Source organism: Acinetobacter sp. WC-141, assembly GCF_000313935.1.
Lineage (GTDB): Bacteria > Pseudomonadota > Gammaproteobacteria > Pseudomonadales > Moraxellaceae > Acinetobacter.
This window is the reverse complement of the sequence record NZ_AMSS01000046.1, coordinates 1-18,692: the sequence shown is the minus strand read 5'-3', so window position 1 is coordinate 18,692 and position 18,692 is coordinate 1. Positions and strand designations below refer to the sequence as shown.

Genomic DNA, 18,692 nt, shown 5'->3' with positions numbered 1-18,692 from the left:
AGTTTTGCTCCTTTGGCGAATACGTTTAATTATGCTTTAGCTTGCGCCATTAAATGTTCAATATCTGCAATATCTTTAACCACATTAGCAGTTAAGACTCTTGGACCTTTCGATGTTGCGACCACATCATCTTCAATACGAATACCAATACCACGCCATTTTTCATCTACAGTTTCATCATCTGGTGCGATATATAAACCAGGTTCAACTGTAATGACCATACCCTCTTCGTATTGACGCCAGTCTTCACCTTTTTTGTAAGACCCGACATCGTGTACATCCATGCCTAGCCAATGACCTGTGCCATGCATATAAAACTGACGGTATGCTTCGGTTTTGATGAGTTCATTCACATCCCCTTTGAGCAAACCTAAATTGACTAAACCTTCAGTCAAAATTTTGACTGCAACTTCATGAGGTTCACGGTAAGAATTACCAATACGAACTGCATCAATCGCTGCATATTGAGCAGCCAATACAACTTCATATAATGCTTTTTGCTCAGCACTAAATTTACCATTGACCGGAAAAGTACGGGTAATATCCGAAGCATAGAATTCATATTCACATGCAGCATCAATTAAGACTAAATCACCATCTTTGAGTGGCTTGTTATTTTCAACATAATGTAAAACACAAGCATTCGCACCACCGCCTACAATACTGTTATAAGACGGAACACAGCCATTTTTCCCAAAAATATAATTGAGTTCAGCTTCAAGAGCATATTCCATCATCTCTGGGTGTACCGTTTGCATGGCACGCGTATGCGCTTCGGCACTAATGTTTGCAGCAATTTGCATCAGTTCAAGTTCTTGTGGTGACTTAACTAAACGCATTTCATCAACGATACGGTCGAGCTGTAGCAATTGAGCTGGAGCACTTTCATGTCGGTGCTCGGCATCTGCTTTTTTAATCCACTGGCTAACCCGTGCATCAAATGCAGCATTGTGCCCAATCCGATAATAAAGACGCTCTTTATTTAATAATTTTTCAACAATTTCTTCATCAAGTAAATCAATTACGTATGCTTCATCAGCATCGTAGTCTTCAATTGCACCATCAATTCCGGCACGAAAACCATTCCAGATTTCCATCTCACGATTGCGTTCACGGCAAAAAAGACTATAGCTATAGTCATCGTCCTCGAAGGTTTCAATGACAGCAACTGCCTCAGGCTCAGCAAAGCCCGTCAAATAGAAAAAACTACTATCGGCACGGAATTTATAATCCGCATCACGATTACGGTACATTTCCTCACGCGTTGCAATAATTGCAATGCTGTTTGGACCCATTTTTTCTGCCAGACGGTCTCTACGATGTCGAAAATCAGCTTGAGGCAATTTCATAATGATCTACTTGATTTAGAATTTTAAAGACAAAAAATAAAATACAACCAATAACACATCGCCTCAATTAGCTTGGGCGATGTGGTGTAAACATTTCTACAATATTTTGTTCTGTATCTACAGCAGCAGATTTACTTTTTGCATGAAAGTTTTTCAACAAAGAGCTTTCAGTTACAGTAATTTTTTTTCTACCAATAGACAAACTTACAGGGATTAAGCGTACAAATTCATACAACTCTTCGTAACTGCTTTCACCTTCTTCATCATTATCAGAGTCCTCAAATTCAACTGCTGCAATATCTTGAAGGTTTTCAATCAACTCAAGTTCATCCGCACGAATATTACCTGATGCCAACCCAAAACCTAATACTACACCTGCACACCAATCTGATAATGCTTGTACACGCTCTTGAAGTGGGTGCTCATCGTCAGGAAGCATAGGTATATAGTCTAATTCATCGTCAGATAACGCATGAACAACATCTTCTGCTTCATCCGTTAAAAGTACTAAAGCGTCTTCACTTAACTCTGGCACATTAAGGGTTGTTAAGATTTGTGACCATTCTTCACGCGTTGGCGCTTCTGTCACACAAACAATACCTGTTAATAGACCATGTAACTCACTAGGGCTTGAAATTTCATCAATTCCTTCAAAATGAGCGTTCCAATCTGTCCAGCCTGAAATATCGTCTTGCATTCGTTTATCCAATCTCTATACTTTGTATATATTACCTTTGATTGCAATTCTGTGCGACCTCGTTATGTTAGAACAATTACAGCGGCTACAAGCGCATATTAGCGTATTAAAAACACGCTTACATCATTTAGAGAGTGAACATGCGGCACTCTCAGAAGCTAAAGAACTGGCTGAAACAGAGCATCACGCACAAGTTGTGCAAAAAAATAGTATTATCACTAAAAAACAAGAGGAAATTGAGTCAGTAACTGAGCAGCTATCTCAGTTAAAAGGTCAATTTCAACAGTTGAATCAGGATGCTAACACACTTGCCGAACGTTATAGCCGATTAGAAAAAAGTACGACTGATTTAAAAAATCGTTTTCAAGAAATTCTTGCCGAACGTAATGAATTACGTGTTGCAAAAGAAAAGTTACAAGCTCATCAGCGTCAAACCCAGCAAGAGTTACATGATTTACAACAAGATCGTGATCGTTTGTTACAAAAAAATGAGCTTGCTAAATCGAAAGTTGAAGCCATTATTCAACGCTTAGGAATTTTAGGTACTGCCCAAGATCAGCATGCCCAAGAAATTCAGCAGCTTGCCCATCCTAATGCTGAAACTGGTGAGGAGACCCAATCATGAGTGAACAAGTCATGGTAGAGCTTAGGCTGATTGAGCAGACCTTTAGACTCGCGACTACTTTTGATAAAAAAGATGAACTTGAACGTGCAGCAGAACTTCTCAATGAGAAATTTAATGAGATGCGTCGTAGTGCTCCACGTGTTGAACACAATAAACTGGTCATTATGGTTGCTCTACAGTTAACTCAAGAAGTATTGAGCCTGAATAAGTCTTTGCAAGAATACACTCACTGCGAACGTTTATTGCAAACGATATTGGATGATGTTGAACAAATTGTTTAATAAATTATCCATACAAAAAATCCTTGCTCTACGAATAATAGATGCAAGGTTTTTTTATTGAGGCTATCTAGCGCAATTGCCTATGATTTTATGCTTACGAATGTACAAAGCTTCATCAAACGCAAACTAAGTTTACAGTTCCAGAGGTTTAGGTGATTGCGAACATGGTCAGATCAGTTATACTTAAACTGTCTCTGGGATGTTCGCCAGCGGGTCTATTCCCCTGCCGATACTTAAACTTATGGATGTGTTCTGTATATTTAGAGTGTATGCCTACCTTCGTGTAGGAAACCCAGCAAGTATACGTCGCCTCCACCTTGAACTCATCGGGTTCAGGGTAACGACACATGCAGCGGCATCTTCGGAGCATTTATTTAATTATAAAAACAATAACTTAAGACAAGATTCATCAATTTAAAAACCTATTATTTTCAATCAAATCAATCAAAAATAGGCTTATAGTAGGCTCCAGAAATATTGTGGTATATTGCTGCGTATCGTTTCGTACTTTTTAAGTCATCATGACCCAAAGATATAAACTTACAAAAACATTTATCGACAACATCCCGCTCGAAGAAACGGGAACTAAATTTTATCGTGACTCAGTTACTATTGGTTTTGGTTTAATTGCAACAAAGTCGAAAACCTATTTTGTTGAAACGAGAATGCCCGATGGTCGAAACAAAAGGAAGTCCATTGGTAAACATGGCGTTTATACTCTTGAGCAAGCACGTACTGAAGCTAAAAAAATATTGCTAATGATGCATCAAGGCATTGATCCTGTTGCTCAGAAAAGACAATTAAAGAATGACTTTAAATCCGAAAAAGAAGCAAACGAACTAATTCCAACGCTTGAACAAGCCTATGAAGTCTACAAAAGTAAAAAAAAGCTAAGTGCTAATACGATTGATGCTTATGACCGATGTGCCAATGATTATTTTAAAGATTGGAAAAACATCAAAATTACTGAAATTTCTCAGAGAATGACTTTAAACAAGCATATGGATTTATCTGAGCGAAGTTTAGCGCAGGCAAATCTTGCAATGAAGTTTTTATCAGCGGTCTACAACTTCCATGCCTCAATTCTATATAACGATAATGATGAAAAAATTATCACAGAAAAAAGCCCTGTTGGGGTTATTTATAAAGAGAAGAAATGGAACAAGATTAAACGCCGTAAGGGGTATATTCGAGCAGACCAGATACATGACTGGTCACTTGCTGTGTGTACAACTTGGTGGGCAGGCAACCAAAATTTAAATCATCGCGCGTACACAAATCAGGACTTCTTACTCCTATTGATCCTTACTGGATTCCGCAGAGAAGAAGGTGAAACACTGGAATGGGCAAATGTTGACTTAAAATATGGAACTTTAAAAATTCAGGACCCAAAAAATCATGAAGACCTTCTCCTGCCTATGGGAGAAATGCTTTGGTATATATTGGCAGAGCGAAAAAAACTTGCTGGCAATAATAAATACGTTTTCGCTGGTGATACGCTTGATTCACATATCGTTGATAAACGTGAAGCCCGTTATACGATAACTGAAGCAACTGGTATTGAATTTACATTTCATGACTTGCGGAGAACCTTCGGAACAATCGCAAATAGTCTAGCGATTGGTAGTTACACAATTAAAAAGCTGATTAATCACACAGTCAGTGATGATGATAATGATGTAACTGATGGGTATGTTCAAGTGACATTTGATGATCTTCGTAAAGCTATGAATATGATTGAAAACGTTGTGTTATCTGACATTTCAAAAGCTTTGATAAAAAACAGAATCTACTTTGAACAAAAATCAATAAGGAATATGAAAGATAAATGGATTGAGCATAACAATATTATTATAAGCAAATATTCTGAATAGTTGGGCTGATTACGATGGTCCTAAATATTAAATTACTTACTAAAAAATTGAGAATTAGCAAATGAAAGATTGGGTTTACTTTTATATCGAACATACAATTAAGTATGGGGAACCATTCTATAAAGAAATCGGTTGGTCATTGGGTTTGAGAAATAATTATATTATTGTAAGTATGTCTCGAAGTTAATCGATTTATGATGATGCTATCATGGACTGATCGTGTAGATAAAACGATACATTAAGATTTTTAATTAAGAATGCTTTAGAATTATTAACTTTTGGGGTTAAACTTTATGTCCGATGAACTATTTATATTCAGCTATGATGATGATGAAGATGCATTAAATACGCTCGCGAGATATTACCAAACAACTAAGGAACATATTCGTTCTAAATGGAGAAAATTAAAAATAGTTTATAGAGAATATCAGGAAAGTCATCATCAAACTTATTTTTTAATGGGAATTATTGCGTGTTTGGGATCGGACCCATTAGATATTTCAAATCCTGTTTTTAAGATATTTTTTTATCATCGAACTGGTTCTGATGGTACTAAAGAATGGTTTTCAAAAGGACTTTTAAATTCTAAGGATGGTATTGTTAATTTTGTTGCTAATATACATTCACAGTATCCTGATTTAGGTATTTCAGATTATGAAAGCCAGATGTTAGCAAAAGATTCACAGAAACATGGCCCTCTATATTATAGCACCGGTACTACCTCTTTGGGTCCATTTGGTTTTTATCGTAAAGAAGATGCATGCGCACTTACAGAACAAAGATCATTTTTAAATCTTTCAGAAATTTTTTACGATGTCGCCCATAATTCACCAATTTATAGTGATTTAATCGAAAAATTACATCCAACTGTTGTTAAATTCTGGGTAGAAAAACCTACGAAGTATATTGATCATTATTTGCTTACTTATTGGATGTGTTTATTAGATAAAAGTATAGAACCTGGTGATGATGTAGGACGGGGTCAGAATATCCCATTTGAAAATATTGAGGAAGTAATTAAATTACCAAAATATATCGATACTGATAGTTTAGTGCACGAAATCTAGAATCAAATATTTTACTTTATGGAGATTTATGTTTAGTTTAGAACCCCAAAAAAAGAAACCATTTTGGAAGGAGATGGATTTCTATAAAGAACATTGGAGTATTATAGTTTTTATACCTGCCTTACTAGGTGGTATATTTCAAATTTTTAAACTTTATTCAATTGACCCATCTTTTGTACGTTTTTTTGCAGTTGAGCAAGTTATTCCTGATGGATTATTTATTTCTTTTATAATTTCATTTAGTTTCTTATGTTATTTAGTTATTTACAAATACTATAATTTTGATATGAAAATTAAATACGGATGGAGTTTTAAAAACATTATATATAATATAAGAAATAGATTTGTAGTTTTACTTATTCTTGGAGTTTGCATTATTTACATTTATTTAATAGAACCTATATTTAAGGAAACCACACCATTTTTATTCACTATAATACAATTTGTAGCTGAACTCTTCTCTCTATATTACTTTTACGAAATATTATCAATTATCACGATATTATATATATTAAGAAACTTTAGCGACAATAACAAACCAACAAAGACTGAACGGCAAATTGCGATAGATAATTATTTTAATAATTTAAATTTTAATTTTTTTGTTTTATTGATTCTTAGTCTATTAACAATTTTAGTTATATTTTTTATATTATTTAAGATATTTATTATTTACTCCAAAATAAACACTCTCCCACAAACAAAAAATGAAGAAATTTTTTTAAACAAAATACAATCAACATTCCAGATATCTCATGATCTGAAAATTGAGTATTACAATGGTAAATATATTTTTATTAAAATTACTGAAAAAAACCACAAAGAAGATTTCCTAATTTTGAAAGGTGAAAGCTTTGTAAATCTAATAGACAAAGATGAGAAATAAACTTATATATTGATTTAAAGAACTAATAATTTTTTATTTTAAGATTTTATTGAGGTTCCTTATGTGCTCAAACTATGAACCAATTGCTAAAGATAGAATTCATTTATTGGATCTGTTTGAGCCAACATTTGAATATAAATCTCATATCTACCCTAACTATGAAGCTCCCCTTTTATTCTCTAAAAAGGATCAAATGGAATGGCGATTAGCACACTTTGGATTAGTTGCTCCATGGGTTAAGGAACTTAAAAAAGTTCATAACACATACAACGCCAGAACGGAAACAGTTCACGAAAAACCTAGTTTCCGTAATGCTTGGAAGAAAAACCAATTCTGTTTAATTCCTGCTGATGTAATTTTTGAACCGAAGTACATTAACAATAAGCCAGAATGGTGGGGAATTTATCGCAAGGATGAAATGCCTTTTACCATTGCTGGCATTTATGAATATGCAGTAGTCGGCGGCGAAGAAATCAGATCTATGAGCATGCTCACAATTAATTCTGACCACCACCCTTTCATGAAGCAATTTCATGCTCCTACTGATGAAAAGCGCTCTATTATTGTTATTCCACCAGAACTAAGAGATGACTGGCTGCACTGTAAGCATGAAGAAGCTAAGGAGTTTTTCTTAGATATGCCATTAGATGAGTTCGTAGCACAACCTAGATCAGAATTGAAGAAATTCCGACCAAATGCACAATAATGTGCGACAAGTTACGACTAGTCATTATTTATCCACAACTTTTTAAATTTGAAATTTAACTAAGCTCTAGCATATCATCTTGAATATGTTACAAATTCAAGTTAGGGGATATTCCATGAGCGAAATTGCACCATCCATTATCCAGATAAAACCGTACCTCACACAAGGTGCTGTTTTATCTGAAGCCTTATTAATCAAGCAAGTTGTACCATCAACTCACCTGCTTGTCCCTTACGCTCTAGAAAAAATTTCCGCTGGCTTCCCCTCTCCTGCACAAGACTATATAGACAAAGCGCTCGATATGAACGAGCACTTAATAAAAAATGAAACCGCTACGTTTATTGTGAAAGCTGCTTCGCTCTCGATGCTTAATGCTGGGATTGATATTGATGATGAACTAATTGTCGATCGCAGTCTCGATGCAAAACACGGCGATATTGTCGTGGCACTAATCGATAATGATTTTACTGTTAAGCGGTTAATGATTGAAGAGTCTAGGAAATGGCTCAAAGCAGAAAATCCAGAATATAAAAATATCTACCTACAAGAAGGACAAGAACTAATTATCTGGGGCGTTGTCACTCATATCATTAAAATGACACGACATTAAATCATGAAACATGAAAACAAAGTCTTCTTCCTCATCGATGTGAATAACATGTACGTTTCATGTGAGAGAGTCTTTGATCCTAGTTTGAATGATAAACCTGTGATTGTTCTCAGCAATAACGATGGGTGCGCCGTTGCTCGCAGCAATGAATCAAAAGCGCTAGGCATTAAAATGGGTGTTCCACTTTTTCAAGTTAAAGATATTGTTCAGCAACATAATGTATTAGTGCTATCAAGCAATTATGCAATGTATGCAGAAATGTCGAGACGTTTTCATAAGATTCTGAGCTCGTACGTAACCGCTGATGAAGTTGAACCGTACTCAATTGATGAGTGTTTTGTTGATTTCTCAGCTTATGAAAAGAACTTTGACTTAGAAAAAGTTGGTCAACAAATGCGCCAACAAATTTGGAAGTGGTTAGGATTGCCAGTATGCGTGGGAATCGGCAGAAGTAAAACTGAATCAAAGATAGCTAACCATATAGCTAAAAAGAATCTCGGCTTTAACAGTGTGTGCGATCTGGTATCAATGGATCCGTGCAACAAAGAATATTATTTCTCATTAATTGATGTTTCGGAAGTATGGGGTGTCGGTCGTAAGCATTCAAAAAAGCTTCAATTGATGGGAATTAATACTGTGCTCGATTTAGCTTGTGCTGAACCTCGCGAGATGCAGAAAAAATTCTCGATTGTTATGGCTCGCACTATTTACGAATTACAAGGCATCTCATGCATCGAGATCGAGCATACCCCTCCCTCAAAAAAGCAAATAGTTGCAAGCCGGTCTTTCGGTGGTCGCGTAACTGAACTAACGGATCTAAAAGAAGCTATCTCAATGTATGCTCAAGATGCATGTAAGCGGTTGAGAGATGAAGGGCTTTTGTGTGGATGTATGATTGCTTTTGTTCAGTCAAACCCTTTCGATCCGAATGTGCCCTTTTACAATAAGTCTATTACAGGCTCTTTTTCAGAACCGACTGACTGCGCAGTAGATTTTGTCAAAGCAGCGACAAGGATGTTGAACGAAATCTATAATGAAGGAATTAAATATAAGAAATGCGGTGTAGTGCTGACATGTTTAGAGCCAAAGTCTGGCCATACTTATGACCTATTAACCGACTTTGAGCACATAGAGAAAAAGGAATGTTTGATGAAAGCTATGGATGGTATCCATAGTAAGTTTGGAAAGAAAAAAATTAGTGTCGGACCTTGCTTTATACCCAATCGGAACTGGTCAATGTCGCGGGATAAATTAAGCAGAAATCCATTTAGATGGGATGAATTATTAGTAATAAGAAATTAAAACAAATATAATAATCAAGGACTAAAAGAGTAGTATTAAAATGGACCTAGAAAAAAGATTAGAACTTTACAAAGCTGAATATTTATTCCAAATTGACATGAAAGAAAAAATATATACGAGAATGGCTATATTTTCCGTATTTATAACAGCCTGCATAACTGCAAATTTTACAATGTTTGATGCTTTATTAGAATTATCACAAACTCAACTTGCGTTAGTTGTCGGCTTGTGGATATTTTGTTTATTCTATTTAGTGGCGATTATTATTAATTTTTATGGTATTTCAAAACATAAATACGATAAATTAGTAAATTCTAATATTGAAATGGAGCAATATAGAATAGTTTTAGAAAATCATTTCACAACTAATAGTGCCACTCCACCAAGTCAGCAAGAAATTGAAAAATATGTGAGGGAACAATTTAATCTATATCTTATAAAACAATATGCGGAATGCTCTTCAGCATATTATTTAAATAATGTAGATCGTCAAACAAAGCTGACTAAGATTGCAAGCAGCTCCTACTCGATTTTAGTCTTAACACTAATTGTTAGTTTATTTTATGTTGGTCACAAACTTGAAGGGAAATTCGATGAGTCAAAATCAAAACATTCCACCACCACCACCACCACCGCCTGTAAGAGTAATAAAGGGCGATAAATTAATTATTGATAAAAGTCCTCAACCACCTCAACCTCAAATTAAAGCATAAAGCTATAGGCCCTCCTCGAGGGCTTTCACACAAATACCCACATTCACATAGTTGTTGATAGTATGAGCTGTGCACCCTGACAATAAGATGCACAGGAAGCTGATTACCATGCAAGTTTTTATCGTTTGTACTAGTAAACTTTCAGATAATGTTTCTGTCTTAACAACAATCACCCAGAGCTCGCCACTCACGACCGGAATTGATGTGGGAAAAATATGGTCTATGTTTTTGATAGTGAAGATTCTTTTAATTTAACTTATGATGAATTAGTAGAAATTATTGGAAAAGCCCGTATGACTGGGCCACAAATGATTCCTATACTTGGTACAGTCGGCTAAAAAGTGAGGTATGAATATGCTATGTCGTTACCAAATATGCTTCTATTTAGATAATCAAAATCTAGATCTTGAACATAAATTAATTATTAAAGCAAACAGTTCAGAAGAGGCTAGACATATTGCGATTGCAAAATGTGAGCCAACAAATGAGAGCTTTTATACCGCAATGACATGGGAAGGTTTAAATAATTAAAATTAAAGCCCATTGTAAGGCTTTTTTTACTTTCAGTGAAAGAATAAGTATTACTGCTGCAACCTAGAGTTAATTAAATACTATTCAAATCAGGGGAAGTTTAGATAAAAAGAAGATAAAATAGATTAATTTTTCATAATTTTATTGGTGAAATGATGATAAAAATAATTTATGGTAATTCTAACTTTAATGATCTATTGCAAGAAAGCTATCTTGCAGGTACTTCTATCCTCTCAGGAATAGAATACTTAAAAAAAGCCGAATTATTCAGCAATCATGATGGAATGTTTTATTCTGCTTTTTTTAGTCTCAGTATCGGTATAGAGCGTTTTTTAAAAATTGCCTTAGTTTCTGAATATATGTATCAAAACAATTATCAAAAACCGTCAGATAAATTTTTAAAAGAACCGGGGCATAATCTTTTAAAATTATTAAAAGCAAACCTTTTGTTAACCTCAAAGTATGATATTGACAGCGGTTCTTTTTCAGATGAAATTTTAGAATATGATCTAATAAGTTTTCTTAGCACATATGCCACGACTAATCGATACTTAAACTTAAACAATCTTACAAATGCAAATTATAATAATCATAAGCATCCCATACATGAATGGGTACTTCTTTCTGAACGTTTTTTAAGAGAAAGTGTTAAATATGAAAAAATTGAAAAGGACTTAATTAAAATCTATAGTAAAAATGAAAAGTACGGTGTCGGATATACTAATTTGTTAGATTTTAATGGCCATCCTTTACTCACTGCAGATATATGGCAATTCCAATACATTGTAAACAAGAGCAAACCTTATATACTTTATAGATTAATTCAAACACTAAAACCAATCTATCGAATGTTAGACAAAATTTCTTTTGAATCAAATAATGGTCCAAACGCTGATTTAGGTGGGTTAATGAATCTTCCCTATTACGGAGAGCTATTTCCATTTTTTTATGCAGATCTAGATACGCTTAAGAGAGTAAAGAAATGGGTCGGCCGTTATAATTAACCGTCATTAAACTTTTATTATTTTAAAAGATCTGAATATGAAATATCTTAACTTAATTATTATAGCAGCCATAAGTGTTATAATTTTATCCCTATCATTTTTTTTCGGAATTAAATATTTCACAGAATTTAAACCAGAAATAAATTTAACACTAACTCTCTATTTTTTTTCAGGGATTTCAACTTTAGGCGCTGTTCTCTCAGCTATCTATACTTTACATATACAATCAATTGGAAAGCGGCCAAATATAATTTTAGAAACTACAAGACTTACCAATCAATATGATGATTTTATAGAAAAAGATGTAATTAGAGTTGGCCTAAAGATGTTAAATACGGGAGAAAATGCATTCTTCTTAAATCTACAATTAACAGAAACCTGTATTAACAATCCAGGAGTCAATTATGGATTTCATAATTCAAGATATGATTTTGATATCTTTAAAAGTATAAATGATACAGAAAAGCACCACTATATGGAGGTAAGCTTTTCTTCAAAAGCTCAAGATATGTATGCCGATATTGTAAAACTAGGACCAATAATAAAACTAACCTATCAAGACCAAAATCATGAAACTCATGAAATAAAATATTTATTAAAGTTTAAGCGCATGTTAGACGAAAGTCCTTTTTTTATACTTGAAAGAATAGGTATATTTAGCAAAGTTAGGATTTCAACAAATTTATTTATAAGAAGAGTTCTTAAGACTAAAAAGAAATTTTCAAATATTAAAAAGCCCTTTTAAAGGGCTTTCACTCAACTACCTAGATTCACATTACTATTGATCGTATGAGCTGAACATATAGCCTATAGGATGCTAAAACTTGAAAAAAATTGACTAAAAACTATGAACCTATAATTTTCTTCTTCATTTCATCAAATTCTTTCTCGGTAATTAACCCTTGGTCCTTAAGCTCTTTCCATTTCAATAATTCGTCTGCAACGGAATAACTTTTCATATTCTCAGTTTTTAGAATACTTAGTTCTTCTCTTTTAGTTGATACAAGGAGGGTAGATGGATTATTTTGAATTGGTCGTCTGTAAAGATGCTCTAAAAAGAGTGAGTAACTTATCGGGACTGATAAAAAAGCCACCCAAGGAAGTATCGCATATTGAAAAATTTCATTAGTGGCATACCTCTTCTCAATGAATATCACATACAAAGCACAAAGACAGACAATCACGGCGGTAAGATATAAATAATATTTACACCATATAATTGATGCATTGAATGTACTTATTTTTTGATCTCTTTTTGCCAGAAAGAAGCCCAAAATTAAAATTAAAATTGGCACCACTCCCCAGCCTACAAGATACATATAAGGTAACTGTAATAATGAAAATATTATGATTTTAACTAGATCACTAGTTGGCATTTTGCCTTCTTGCACCGTTCACCTCCATTCTCTTATTAAGAGAAGTTATTTAATAATTAACCTTTTTGATTATTATGATGACTAAAATTCTAAAAGTAAAAAAATTTAAGAGTTTACAAGAATATAGCTTTATTTAAAGCCCTCCTCAGAGAGCTTTTACACAAATGCCTACATTCACATTGCTATTAATAGTATGAGCTGTGCAACCTGAAAGCAGAATGCACAGCACTGTTAGAACCAAAGCAAACTTAGACCGCTCACAATGAAAGACTTTCATACTACGAGATCCGGTTGGCGATCCAGCCATAGAAAAACTGCTCTTGGCTTGGATTACGCTCGCAGATTTCAATGTATCGCTGTCCCTGCATAATATTAAGTACTCGCACCAATACTTTTTCACCTTCTTTCCCGCGCTTGGCCAAATAGGTTTTTAGAGCATTAAGAGTAGCTGGGCCATAAATTCCATCTACCGTAAGATCTGGCCAACCGCCCTTACCCTGATTATTCAGCAAATTCAAAGCACGTTGTAAAAGTGGCTTTGCAAAGCCGGTACCGCAATTAACCCCAGTATCTAAAAGCTCTTCGGCCACTGCTGAGCTGATTGTATTTACTTGGTCAAAACGCGGAGCTGTCCAATAGTTTTTGCGATAAATAGACTTGGCGACACCAAGCGGCAAATCCTTCATGTTCCCTTTAAATCCGTTTGCTCGAGCAACAGCTTCAGTAATACCGTACTTTGTTGCACCGCCACGATCTGCCGGATTATTAACATAACCACCTTCTCGCTTAATCAATTCTTCAAGATATTGTTCGATATTCATTTCACTTTCCTTTAGATGTAAAAAACCGCCCGAAGGCGGCATTAACTGTTTTCAATGTCTTTTCTGGCTTTTTTAAACTCTTTGATCACTTCAACGATCGTTTTACCTTCCTGCTTATCAATGAAGTTAAAGATCCACCGAACTAAAGCCCAACCGGGTAATCCACAAACAAAGAAAAAACCACCAAGTGCAATCATTCCCCATACATCAGTAACCCATTCATGAAGCCCCCACTTCACGATAATGAATGAACCACCCGCCAAACTTGATACAACCGTACAAATCAAGCCCACTGCCCATTCCTGCGGTGACCGCGGCATACGTGTCATCAATACTACTGCTGCAACTAAAGCGACCGCTAAAGTCACCATGATTGCAGCACCATAAAACTTTAAAATTGCTGTTAAACCGCTTGTGGAAACTGGTTCCATTTATTTCTCCAGAAAATTAAGGTAATAAAAAACCGCTCGGAAGCGGTAGTTGTTCGTTGTCCAATCCATCATAGGTGCGACAGAAAAAAGCACCCAATCGGGTGCTCTAAGTTCTTTCAAAGTATTAAAGGGTTTGTAAGATTTTCCCTCCATTTATCAATTGTGTTGTTAATGGTGCCACTCCGACAATTGCAGCACCGCCTGCACCCGGTTGCCCTTCAGTTGTGCCATGATATCGCCAGTTCCATGTTCCATCATTTGTAGACTTGGTACCACGCTGACCCCATCCCCCCCCATCTCCTGATAAAGGAGATCCATAACGATCGTTCTGAGTTCGATAACCTTTACCAGGCATCTCAGCTTCAGCATCAGTGACTTTTACAACCATTAAATATCCGCCCTCAAGATACCAACGCCAGTCCTGAGTATCATTGTAGATAGGTTCGCCTGTCATAACTCGACCATACGGTGCTCCAGCTCCACCAGGAATACCTTGAACCCCATACGTCAATTCAGTATAAATCCCGCTTGGAGTGGCACCTCCACCTGAACCACCTCGAGCTAGCGTTCCACCATCAATGATCAGGTTCAATTTACTGTGCCGGTTCATTAAACCTGGGGCACCTTGAAACCCGTCACGTCGTGTTCTGGTAAAGGTATAATTTGAATCACCAGACAGACCACCATACGCTAAATGTGGAAGCCCGCCATCTCCTCCACGCCCAACAACTGCTCCTTTGATTGTAAGATTTACGACAAGCCCTGAAGGAAATTCACCTGTATCAATTGCCGGTAATTCAGGTGTAGCTGGAACAATGAACTCTTTAGTTTCTGAATTATAAGTATGTTTATAAATCATTTTGGTTTCAGTCCTAAGTGAACTCGAACTCGATACCAAAGCACCAGCCTCAACCACAAAACTAATCTCACCTGTAGTTGGTAAATCACCTCTTTGCATCTGATATAAACGCGCAAGATTGATATCTAACTGGTCATATCTAATGTAAATCGGTGAATCATCTACAGGTAAATCATTGAAATCCTTATCGTTAAGGTAATAACGCACATCGTAATTCACTGCAGTTATCGTATTTGAGAATTGATCAACAGGATCTTTCTTTGCCACCAGATAAGGTAGTGAGTCCTTTGTATCGTCATTAACAACCGTATAGATCGTATTAACAAAATCATCTGAACTTAGTTTGAGAGCACCATTTGGTAAGCGTCCTAAAACAACTTTGTTCTTGGCAGATCCAGCAGTAATAGGAAGTAGATCAACGCTACCATCCCCCATTTGCAAATAAATCACGTAGCTCTTGCCAGCTATGAAATCTACGTCATGGCTCAAGGTGAGAATTAAGCCTTCTTGCTGCACTACATCACCACTCTGATGAATATCATTGCGATAATCAGCTACAGCAATACGGTCACGTAAAACCAGTAATTCAGATTCAGGTGCTGCATCAAAGGTGATAGATTTACGCTGAAAGCGAAGTTTGTTCCAAAGCCGGTAAGCATTAAAATGAGCTTGCCACTTGTTACGTACACCTACCGATTTCACCTCTTTGGGGTTCTTGGCTCCTTTATCCGGCAAGTAGATATTGATGCGGCTATCATCGGTCGGATCCGTGTATTCATAGATCAAACCATCGTAATCATCCATTACACCAAAGGTAAGATCATGTTTATAGCTATCCGGAATAATATTCCTGAAGTTAAACAGTAACACCGAGTTATCTGTTGGTCGCTCAAAGTAGATTTTAAGCTTATTGTTTTGCCGATATGCTGTACAAAAAACAGCATCACAAAGGTTTGTGACCAGTTCTTCAAACGAAAGGTTTGTATCATCAATCGTTGTACAGAACTCAGCCGCTAAAGGTGTGCCAAAATAATCAACAATATCGTTATAAGTACGATAGATGTTTTCTATATCAATCTCTTCAATCGTACGGCGGCCAATCTTGTCATCCAGTGCCATTGAGACAAGTGCATCTGCAAAGCTTGATGTTGGAAATAGCTCTGTTGTCATTGCTCCATTTTTATAAGTCGGTAACATCCGCTGAAGATCAAAATTAATCTTGCGGGACTTAACGGATAAAGCTCCAGTCGTTGCATAGGTACGTGCACGGAAAACCGTTTCATACTCGTATTTCGTGCTTTGTAGAGGATATGCACCATATAGGGCTTGCCATTTCACATCATCAACCACCGTTGTTACTCCAGGGGTTGGAGTTAAACGGCGTGCACGGACACTACAGCGCCCCTGAAATGTAACCATATCAAGTGTTGCACCAACGGTTTGACGAGATTTAGCGGAGCCTTTAAGAATGATCTGTTTCAACATTGGATTACCAATAGCTGCACCAGACTCATTAACTGGCGTTACCTCAACCTCAATCGTGACGTTTACAGCTGCCTGATTGCCCCCTGAAGAAACGGTATAAAGGCCATTTGTAGCGACAAAGTTACAAAGCACTCGACTACGTTCAATATTGTCTAAGATAAAAGGGCCAATCCATTTCTCACCGATGGATGCAAGCTTAGGAGATGCAGCAGCTGTTTGCTGATTAGATAACTCTTTAAGCTTTAACCAGTTAGCATTAACAGCAGCTGGATTTGATAACGTCATACGGTCATCAGCAACGGATAAGACACTATAAGTTCCGTTTAAATCGTATGTTTGCCCGTTATAAGTAAATGAAGCATTAGTAATTTCTACTCGGTCATTGCTGACAAATTTAGTCGTTAAATCTGTATTGTTAGCAGCTGCTCGCAGGATCTCATTGGGATATGCAAAATGAAGGTAATTAGTCCCTTCTAAAGTTTGTGTATCTGCAGGACGTAAGACTTGACCATTAACAGATGTTTGATGCTGTACTGTTAAAGGCGGTGTGGTAATTTCAGTACCGACAGAAAAATAAGGTTGTCCAGAAACAATATCGACGCCTGGATGGAAGACTTCTACCGATGCACCGGCAATATCTACAATGTTGGTTTCACCATCGTAGGCACCTTTAATGTGATATTGACCACGGCCTATGCAACCGACCATATGCTCAACTTCAATATTGTTTTCATAAACCTTATAAGGCACAGCTATTGAATCAGGCGTATCCCAAGCAGCACCATAAATATCTGCAATACGACCATTCACCCGGATCTTGTTTTCTCGATTAGAAAGTTCGTTATTTGCGGATGAAGATTGGTTAATATTCTGTGTAGTCTGCGCCATCGATGGCGTAGGCATTAAAAACGCGATCGCAATACTAATTACAATTGAAACGATAGCAGCAACCCATCTGGGGTTCTCAATAACAATGAAAGTACCAGGTAAGAAATCAAGCTGCTTTAAATCATAAGCATTCTTGGGTGTGACTTCGTTAGCAAAAGAGATTTCAGCATGATCCATATTGCTAGGTGTATAAAAAATACGGATATGCTCAGGCATGCACTCATATTTTGAAGTAAGCCACTGCCCTATGGTATGTGCGTATTCAATTGTCTTTTCTTCAGACAATGCATCTTGCTTATAAATAACTTTAATCATAATAACTGACTCGACTAAACCCCATTCCCATTACGACCTCTTCAGGTAAGTAAGTAACTCCGCTTTCCATGAGATGCAGAATCTTTTGCCCACGAAAAAGCCCCACATGCGGGGGCTTGTTTCTTTGTCTTGGGTGGAAGGCGACTATGCAGCCCTCCTTGGGCATGGGCAGCGGATTTAAAAGCTTTAAACGTGATGAAAGGAATGAAATCTTTCCCTTAGGCTGCATAAAGAGTTCAAGTGCCTCACCTCGATCTTTTCCATATAAATCCAAAGCAGCTTCATGGACGAAATGAACACAGTTGTAATGCTCTTCGTCATATTGCTTATCAAGCAAATGGTCGTGACTTTTCATACAGCTCCCTTGAGACCACTAAAACGATCAAGTGAGAAAATATCTCCAGTTTTATTTGTGTTTAGACGTGGTGATTCAGCCTTGAATGTCACAGCCTTATGATTCATGGCAACACTGGAGAGTTGTAGGCCAAGTAGATAAAACATTGGGGAATTAAGGTTGTCTGAACTATAAAGTCTATAATTTACGGTTGGTTTAACGTTCGGATATTGTCCTTCAATTACTCTCTCAAATTCATCTGGCAATACATCACCCAATCCTGAAACAGAGACTGTCAACGTCTGGTCCAGATCACCCAACATTCCTGATCTTTGAATTGAAACAGGCAAATATTCATAAAAGACCTGACCAGTTCCAACCTTATGCTGCACATAGACACCTCTATCATCATTACGAACAAGTCGATATGTGTTTAGAAAAGATGGATGAGAAAGCTCAATACACTCCAGTTGATAGACATCAACTTTCCGGTTGAAAAAGAACTTGGCATATTCGTTATCCATTAGACCTCCCAGTC

The 18,692-nt window shown here is 36.4% G+C and carries 21 protein-coding genes and 1 other RNA gene; 14 read left to right on the top strand and 8 right to left on the bottom strand.

Translation table 11 applies throughout. The features are described from left to right. Nucleotides 1-29: 29 nt before the first annotated feature. Both pepP and ACINWC141_RS08840 read right to left on the bottom strand, forming a co-directional pair. Nucleotides 30-1,349, bottom strand: a complete 1,320-nt coding sequence (gene pepP, locus ACINWC141_RS08845; RefSeq protein WP_009390417.1) for a Xaa-Pro aminopeptidase — start codon at nt 1,347-1,349, stop codon at nt 30-32. Nucleotides 1,350-1,416: 67 nt separating this feature from the next. Further along, entirely contained in the window at nt 1,417-2,046 is a 630-nt protein-coding gene (locus ACINWC141_RS08840) for a UPF0149 family protein (RefSeq protein ID WP_009390369.1), read from the bottom strand. 64 nt (nt 2,047-2,110) lie between these two features. Here ACINWC141_RS08840 and ACINWC141_RS08835 point away from each other — a divergent pair, with 64 nt between their 5' ends. From ACINWC141_RS08835 to ACINWC141_RS08785, 14 genes are all read left to right on the top strand, one after another. Next, complete coding sequence (locus ACINWC141_RS08835; protein ID WP_003652857.1) at nt 2,111-2,671, top strand: hypothetical protein; 561 nt, start codon at nt 2,111-2,113, stop codon at nt 2,669-2,671. After that, nucleotides 2,668-2,952 (top strand): cell division protein ZapA, encoded by a 285-nt coding sequence (locus tag ACINWC141_RS08830; protein ID WP_009390425.1) that lies wholly within the window; start codon nt 2,668-2,670, stop codon nt 2,950-2,952. Before ACINWC141_RS08835 ends, ACINWC141_RS08830 begins: the two co-directional genes overlap by 4 nt. A 188-nt stretch (nt 2,953-3,140) precedes the next feature. Then, nucleotides 3,141-3,324, top strand: a non-coding RNA gene (gene ssrS, locus ACINWC141_RS19540) — 6S RNA. Between the two features lie 149 nt (nt 3,325-3,473). Continuing rightward, a complete protein-coding gene (locus ACINWC141_RS08825; RefSeq protein ID WP_009390402.1) occupies nt 3,474-4,826 on the top strand; it encodes a tyrosine-type recombinase/integrase in 1,353 nt (450 codons plus the stop codon). Between the two features lie 293 nt (nt 4,827-5,119). Next, nucleotides 5,120-5,893 carry a hypothetical protein gene (locus ACINWC141_RS08820; protein ID WP_009390474.1) on the top strand — a complete coding sequence of 258 codons (774 nt, stop codon included), beginning with the start codon at nt 5,120-5,122 and terminating at the stop codon, nt 5,891-5,893. Between the two features lie 28 nt (nt 5,894-5,921). Continuing rightward, nucleotides 5,922-6,779 (top strand): hypothetical protein, encoded by an 858-nt coding sequence (locus ACINWC141_RS08815; RefSeq protein ID WP_009390364.1) that lies wholly within the window; start codon nt 5,922-5,924, stop codon nt 6,777-6,779. Between the two features lie 61 nt (nt 6,780-6,840). Further along, nucleotides 6,841-7,485, top strand: coding sequence for an SOS response-associated peptidase (locus tag ACINWC141_RS08810; protein ID WP_034678080.1), 645 nt, complete (start codon nt 6,841-6,843; stop codon nt 7,483-7,485). A gap of 115 nt (nt 7,486-7,600) precedes the next feature. Next, nucleotides 7,601-8,095, top strand: a complete 495-nt coding sequence (locus ACINWC141_RS08805) for a LexA family protein (RefSeq protein ID WP_009390403.1) — start codon at nt 7,601-7,603, stop codon at nt 8,093-8,095. 3 nt (nt 8,096-8,098) lie between these two features. Beyond that, a complete protein-coding gene (locus ACINWC141_RS08800) occupies nt 8,099-9,397 on the top strand; it encodes a Y-family DNA polymerase (RefSeq protein WP_009390422.1) in 1,299 nt (432 codons plus the stop codon). A 40-nt stretch (nt 9,398-9,437) separates the two neighbouring features. Further along, the gene (locus ACINWC141_RS08795; protein ID WP_000362647.1) at nt 9,438-10,058 is read left to right on the top strand and encodes a hypothetical protein; all 621 of its coding nucleotides are present in this window, start codon (nt 9,438-9,440) and stop codon (nt 10,056-10,058) included. 267 nt (nt 10,059-10,325) lie between these two features. Continuing rightward, nucleotides 10,326-10,448 (top strand): hypothetical protein, encoded by a 123-nt coding sequence (locus ACINWC141_RS20620; protein WP_009390399.1) that lies wholly within the window; start codon nt 10,326-10,328, stop codon nt 10,446-10,448. 10 nt (nt 10,449-10,458) lie between these two features. Next, nucleotides 10,459-10,641, top strand: coding sequence for a hypothetical protein (locus ACINWC141_RS20080; protein WP_135536509.1), 183 nt, complete (start codon nt 10,459-10,461; stop codon nt 10,639-10,641). Between the two features lie 155 nt (nt 10,642-10,796). Next, nucleotides 10,797-11,645 (top strand): hypothetical protein, encoded by an 849-nt coding sequence (locus tag ACINWC141_RS08790; RefSeq protein ID WP_009390371.1) that lies wholly within the window; start codon nt 10,797-10,799, stop codon nt 11,643-11,645. Between the two features lie 37 nt (nt 11,646-11,682). Further along, nucleotides 11,683-12,390, top strand: coding sequence for a hypothetical protein (locus ACINWC141_RS08785; RefSeq protein ID WP_009390412.1), 708 nt, complete (start codon nt 11,683-11,685; stop codon nt 12,388-12,390). A 100-nt stretch (nt 12,391-12,490) separates the two neighbouring features. Here the strand turns inward: ACINWC141_RS08785 and ACINWC141_RS08780 are convergent, their stop codons facing one another. The 6 genes from ACINWC141_RS08780 to ACINWC141_RS08755 form a co-directional block, all read right to left on the bottom strand. After that, nucleotides 12,491-13,036 (bottom strand): SHOCT domain-containing protein, encoded by a 546-nt coding sequence (locus ACINWC141_RS08780; protein WP_009390373.1) that lies wholly within the window; start codon nt 13,034-13,036, stop codon nt 12,491-12,493. Nucleotides 13,037-13,299: 263 nt separating this feature from the next. After that, entirely contained in the window at nt 13,300-13,842 is a 543-nt protein-coding gene (locus ACINWC141_RS08775; protein WP_009390477.1) for a glycoside hydrolase family 108 protein, read from the bottom strand. Nucleotides 13,843-13,883: 41 nt separating this feature from the next. Beyond that, a complete protein-coding gene (locus ACINWC141_RS08770; protein ID WP_000433918.1) occupies nt 13,884-14,273 on the bottom strand; it encodes a hypothetical protein in 390 nt (129 codons plus the stop codon). Nucleotides 14,274-14,397: 124 nt separating this feature from the next. After that, nucleotides 14,398-17,820 (bottom strand): host specificity factor TipJ family phage tail protein, encoded by a 3,423-nt coding sequence (locus ACINWC141_RS08765; protein WP_009390414.1) that lies wholly within the window; start codon nt 17,818-17,820, stop codon nt 14,398-14,400. Then, nucleotides 17,813-18,175, bottom strand: a complete 363-nt coding sequence (locus ACINWC141_RS08760; RefSeq protein WP_009390379.1) for a hypothetical protein — start codon at nt 18,173-18,175, stop codon at nt 17,813-17,815. The genes ACINWC141_RS08765 and ACINWC141_RS08760 overlap by 8 nt, the downstream gene beginning before the upstream one ends. Next, on the bottom strand, nt 18,172-18,678 hold the full coding sequence (locus tag ACINWC141_RS08755) for a hypothetical protein (RefSeq protein ID WP_009390424.1): 507 nt from the start codon (nt 18,676-18,678) through the stop codon (nt 18,172-18,174). Before ACINWC141_RS08755 ends, ACINWC141_RS08760 begins: the two co-directional genes overlap by 4 nt. Nucleotides 18,679-18,692: the final 14 nt, after the last annotated feature.